This window comes from Protofrankia sp. Cj3 (assembly GCF_917627355.1).
Lineage (GTDB): Bacteria > Actinomycetota > Actinomycetes > Frankiales > Frankiaceae > Protofrankia.
On sequence record NZ_CAKJTR010000004.1, the window covers coordinates 53,637 to 59,165 of the forward strand.

Annotated in this window: 4 protein-coding genes; all 4 read left to right on the plus strand. The window is 68.1% G+C overall.

Translation table 11 applies throughout. The features are described 5' to 3' along the window. Positions 1-193: 193 nt before the first annotated feature. Entirely contained in the window at positions 194-1,729 is a 1,536-nt protein-coding gene (locus tag MJ783_RS01185; RefSeq protein ID WP_239308016.1) for an ABC transporter substrate-binding protein, read from the plus strand. 78 nt (positions 1,730-1,807) lie between these two features. Continuing rightward, positions 1,808-2,791 (plus strand): ABC transporter permease, encoded by a 984-nt coding sequence (locus MJ783_RS01190; RefSeq protein ID WP_255724333.1) that lies wholly within the window; start codon positions 1,808-1,810, stop codon positions 2,789-2,791. Then, entirely contained in the window at positions 2,788-3,660 is an 873-nt protein-coding gene (locus MJ783_RS01195; RefSeq protein WP_239308017.1) for an ABC transporter permease, read from the plus strand. The genes MJ783_RS01190 and MJ783_RS01195 overlap by 4 nt, the downstream gene beginning before the upstream one ends. After that, positions 3,657-5,529: dipeptide ABC transporter ATP-binding protein (locus MJ783_RS01200; RefSeq protein WP_370651396.1), on the plus strand; the 1,873-nt coding region annotated here is incomplete at its 3' end. The genes MJ783_RS01195 and MJ783_RS01200, both read left to right, overlap by 4 nt.

A 5,529-nucleotide genomic window follows, 5' to 3' on the forward strand; every position in this document is an offset into this window, starting at 1 on the left:
CCCTCGGAGCCCTCGCATGCGCTTTACCAGGCCCGTACACCGCAGCGCGTGTTTAAAATCGCCGCTCCGGCTCGCTGATCGAAAGCCCGGCCGCACACACGCTCGCATAGCGGGAGCAGCCGTCACCGCGACGCTCTTCCTTGCCGCCTGCGGTTCGAACGCTGGGTCCACCGCTACCTACGCGGACAAACCGGTGCCCGGTGGATCCCTAACCTACGGGATCGACACCGAACCGACCTGCTTCGACATCCACGTCAGCCAGCAGGACATCACCGCGGCGATCCAGCGTAACGTCTTCGACTCCCTTGTCACGGAGGACGATGCCGGTACCTTCCACCCGTGGCTGGCCACTTCCTGGGACATCGCACCGGACCTGACGAGCTTTACCTTCCGGCTGCGGCAGGGGGTCACGTTCACCGACGGCACCGACTTCAACGCCGATGCCGTGCGGATCAATTTTGACCATATAGTCGCAAAGACGACAAAATCGCAGTACGCCGCGAGCCTGCTCGGCCCCTACACCGGGACAGACGTCATCGATCCATACACCGTCAAGGTCAATTTTTCCAAGCCGTTCGCCCCGTTCCTCCAGGCGGCCAGCACCGCCTACCTCGGCTTCTACTCGCCGAAGACACTGACGGCCAATGCCGACAAGCTGTGCGGCGGCGGCCCGGTCGCCGTCGGCACCGGGCCGTTCACCTTCACCAGCTACACAAAGGGCCAGCGCATCGTACTGACGAAAAATCCCGCATACGCCTGGGCCCCGGCTACCGGCAAGCACACCGGCCCCGCCTATATCGACACGCTGACCATCCGCATTCTCAAGGAGAACGCGGCACGGGTCGGTTCGCTGACCAGCGGCCAGATCGATGTTATCAGCGCTGTTCCACCGGCGAATGTAAAGGCCATCCAGGCCGACCAGAACCTTCAGGTACTGCGCAAGGATATCGCTGGCGCGCCCTACAGCCTCTACCTGAACACGTCCCTGGCTCCGCTCAACGACGAGCGCGTCCGCACCGCCATACAGCGAGGGGTGAACCTGGACCAGGACGTCAGTACCGTCTACTTCGGCCAGTACAAGCGAGCCTGGAGCCCCATCTCGGCAACCACACCATCGTATGACGCCACGTTGGAGAAAAGCTGGCCCTACGAGCCGGCAACGTCCAACCAGCTCCTCGACCAGGCAGGCTGGACCGGTCGTGACGCCGCTGGGTACCGCACCCGGAACGGCATACGTCTCACCATCGAATGGCCTACGGTGCCGGCATTCGTACGGGAACAGCGTGACATCCTGGGCCAGGCGATCCAGGACGACCTCAAAAAGATAGGTGTCGAGATCACCCGCCCAGCCGTGGACATCGGCACCTACGTCACCAAGGCCTACGGCGGCCAGTTCCAGGTGCTGGACTTCAGCTGGGGCCGGTTCGAGCCGGATGTGCTGCGGCTGTTCTTCAACAGCGGCAGCACCCTGGCCACTGGCGGCCAGAACGCCTCGCTGCTCAGCGACCCCGAGGTGGACAACTGGACCGACACAGGCGCGGCCACGCTGGACCAGGCGACCCGCAATGACGTCTACGCCAAGACCCAGAAGGCGGTCATCAACAAGGCCGTTGTGATCCCGGTGTACACGTCAAGCTCCATCATCGGAGCGGCCGGGTACGTAAAGGGAATCGCCTTCGACGCGAACTCATGGCCACTTTTCTACGACGCCTGGCATAACAAGAAATAGCACCTCACCGAGCTGCGCTGATATTTTTCCATCAGCGCGCCCTGGACTCGCCTCGACGGATCGGCTCATGGATACCGGATGCGTTCACCACTGGCTACCAGACGTGCCCTGTTCAGCGGACGGGGAATAATACAAGGGGCTGCCGAACGCCTGCTCGCGGGGACGGCGGTGATGCTCGGGGCTGCGACGCTGGCCTTCGCCGCGCTCCAGCTCGTCCCTGGCGACACGGTAGCGGTCCTGTTGGGGCCGACGACCACGGCCTCCCCCGAGATTCGGCAGCAGATCAGGACCGAATTCGGGTTCGACCAGCCCGTACCGGTACGGTACGCGCGTTACGTCGGCAACCTCCTCCACGGCGATCTGGGCAGCTCCTACCAGCTCCAGCAGCCTGTGTCGAAACTGATCAACGATCAGATCTGGCCTACGGTCCAGCTCACCGTGGCCGCGGTCGCCCTCGCCGTCGTCATCGCGGTGGTGTCCGCGGTGGTGACAGCTGGACGGCGGCCGGCCCTGCGTGCCACCGCCACGGCCTGGGAGCTGGTGGCGTTGTCCACCCCGCCGCACTGGCTGGGGATCATGCTGTTGACCGTGTTCTCGTTCCAGCTCCGGATCTTCCCGGTGGCCGGCGCGCAGAGCCTCTCCTCGCTTGTGCTGCCCGCGGTCACCCTCGCGCTGTCAGTGGCCGGTGTGCTGGGTCAGGTGTTGCGTGAGGGCCTTGAGGCCGCGCTGGAACAGCCGTTCGTGGTCACCGCGCGCTCCCGCGGCCTGAGCCAGAGCGCGGTCAGGCTGCGCCACGCCTTCCGGCACGCGGCGACACCCTTGCTGACGCTGGCGGGCTGGCTGACCGGGACGCTGCTCGGCGGCACGGTGGTGATCGAGACGGTCTTCAGCCGGCCTGGCATCGGATCGCTGACCATGCAGGCGGTGACCAGCAGGGACCTGCCGGTCGTGCTGGGGGTCGTCCTGCTGTCGGCCTTCGCCGTCGTCCTCATTTTCACCGTGGTGGACCTGCTCCACCTGGTCATCGACCCGAGACTGCGGACGACGGAGGCAGCCCTGTGACAGCTGTCGGCTCCGTCGTCCCGCTGGGGGCCGGCGCCGTGCCCAGTGCCCGGCGCCGCCGGAGAGGCCGTCCCGCCCTGGTCGTCGCGGCCGTGGTTCTCCTGTTGGTCACAGTTGTGGCGATCGCGCCGGGACTGTTCACCGATGCCTCCCCGACCGACACCGACCCGGTGAACGCGCTCGCGGCTCCGGGTGGTTCGCACTGGTTCGGTACTGACCAGATCGGCCGTGACGTTTTCACCCGGATCCTCTATGGCGCTCGAACGTCGCTCCTGCTCGGTCTCGGCGCGATCGCGCTCGCCGTCGGCGGAGGCACGCTGCTCGGCCTGACCGCCGCGCTCGGCGGGCGCGTCGCCGATCTGGTCCTCATGCGCCTGGCGGATATATTGATCGCGATGCCGCCGGTGCTCCTGGCGCTGCTGGTGATCGCCGTTCTCGGCGCTGGTACGACCAATACCGTGCTTGCCATAGCGGCGGCGCTGATCCCGGTATACGGACGGCTTGTCCGCGCCGAGGCGATGGTGGTGCGGCGCTCGGGATACGTCGAGGCCGCCGTGGGGCTCGGCCTTCGGCGGGGGCTGCTGGTGGCGCGCCATGTCCTGCCCAACGCGCTCGGTCCGGTGCTCGTGCTTGCCACGGTCGGCTTCGGCACGGCCCTCATCTACGCGTCCGCCTTGAGCTTCCTCGGCCTCGGGACGAGGCCACCGGCCCCGGAGTGGGGCCTGATGCTGTCCGAAGGCCGCGACTTCCTACAGACGGCCTGGTGGATCGGGGTGTTCCCGGGAGCGGCCATCGCCGTCACCGTGATCGCCGTCAACGTGGCCGGCCGATATGCGCAGGCCCACTTCGCCGGTAGGACCACCCGATGACCATGCCCGGCGCCGCCGATCATCCTCTCCTTGTCGTCGACGGTCTCGACGTGACGTTCCATCCGGGCTCCGGGCCCGTCCGGGCGGTTCGGGACGTGTCGTTCACTCTCGGCCGGGGCGAGTGCCTCGCCCTCGTGGGCGAGTCCGGCTCCGGCAAGAGCGTCACCGCCCGCACGCTCGTCGGCCTCACCGGTGCCCGCGCGGCGGCCACCGCGCGCCGGCTGGTGTTCGACGGCAGGGATCTGAGCACTCTGACCGAGCCTCAGTGGCAAGCGGTGCGCGGCCGGCGGATCGGCCTGGTGCTCCAGGACGCCCTGGTCTCGCTCGACCCGCTCCGGACGGTGGGCGCGGAGGTCGCCGAGACGTTACGCACCCACCGGGTTGTCGACCGGGCCGAGATGCGCGGCCGGGTGCTGTCCCTGCTGACGGACGTGGGTATTCCCGATCCCCGACAGCGTGCGCGCCAGTACCCGCACCAGCTTTCCGGTGGCCTGCGGCAGCGGGCGCTGATCGCATCCGCGATCGCCGCCGGTCCAGCGCTGCTGCTCGCGGACGAGCCCACGACCGCTTTGGACGTCACCGTCCAGGCGCAGGTTCTCGACCTGCTCCGGCGGCTCAAGCACAGCGGCATGGCGCTCCTGCTCATCAGCCACGACCTCGCCGTCGTGGCCGGGCTCGCGGACACGATCGCGGTCATGCACAGCGGGCTGATCGTCGAGCAGGGGCCGACGGACCGTGTGCTGAGCAGCCCACGACACCCGTACACCCGGGCGCTGCTCGCGGCCGCACCCGCCATGCACGCCAAGGGCGCCCGGCTGTCGGCCGCCGCGTCCGGGCAGCCCGCAGCCGGCCCGGACGGTTGCCCGTACGCGCTCCGGTGCCGGCTCGCCGACCAGAGGTGCCGTGACGAACTGCCCGCGCCAGCCGACGCCGGACCAGGGCATGGCGCGCTGTGCTGGTACCCCATGGCGGCACCGGAGGAAACTCCACACCGGCTGTCGGTCGTCGAGACTGCGCGGCCGCCAGCTCCGCGTGGCGGCCTCCTCATCGAGGCTGAAAGCATCTCCAAACGGTTCCGCTCCCCTGACCAGACCTGGCATCACGCGGCCCGGGACGTGTCGTTCCAGCTCCGGGCGGGTGAGGCGCTCGGCCTGGTCGGCGAGTCGGGCTCGGGCAAGACGACGGTGGCCCGCATCGTGCTCGGCCTGCTTGAGCCGGACGAAGGCAGCGTCCGGCTCGCCGGTGCGCTGTGGAACGGAACGGCGAACGGAGCTGGAGCTAGCGCCGGAGCGGCGGGACAGTCAGGCGGCAGGATCCGCGAGCGCGACCGCAGGGCGTACCGCCGGCGGATCCAGGCCATCTACCAGGACCCGATGGGTTCGTTCGACCCGCGTTACACCGTCGAACGCATCATCGGCGAGGCGGTGGCCGGCCCCCGGCGCGGACGGGATCGACGGGTGAAGATCATCGAGCTGCTCGACCAGGTAGGCCTGGCCGCGAACATGCTCCAGCGGCGGCCCCGGGAGCTGTCCGGGGGCCAACGCCAGCGGGTCGCGATCGCGCGGGCACTTGCACCATCACCTGATGTGATCGTCTGTGACGAACCGGTCTCCGCGCTCGACGTGTCGATCCAAGCCCAGATACTCGATCTGCTCACCGCCCTGCAACGCGGCCTCGGGGTGGCGTTGTTGTTCATCTCCCATGACCTCGGGGTGATCCATCATGTCAGCGACCGGCTCCTCGTGATGAAGGACGGCCGCGTCGTCGAGACCGGAGATGTCAGGCAGGTGTTTTCGCAGCCGGTCCATACCTACACGCAGGAGCTCCTCGCCGCGATCCCTCGGCCCGGCAAGGCTGGTGAAGCTGAAG

Coding starts and splice junctions, on each gene's coding strand:
- MJ783_RS01190 (WP_255724333.1), top strand. CDS start 1,808: ATGCGTTCACCACTGGCTACCAGACGTGCCCTGTTCAGCGGACGGGGA.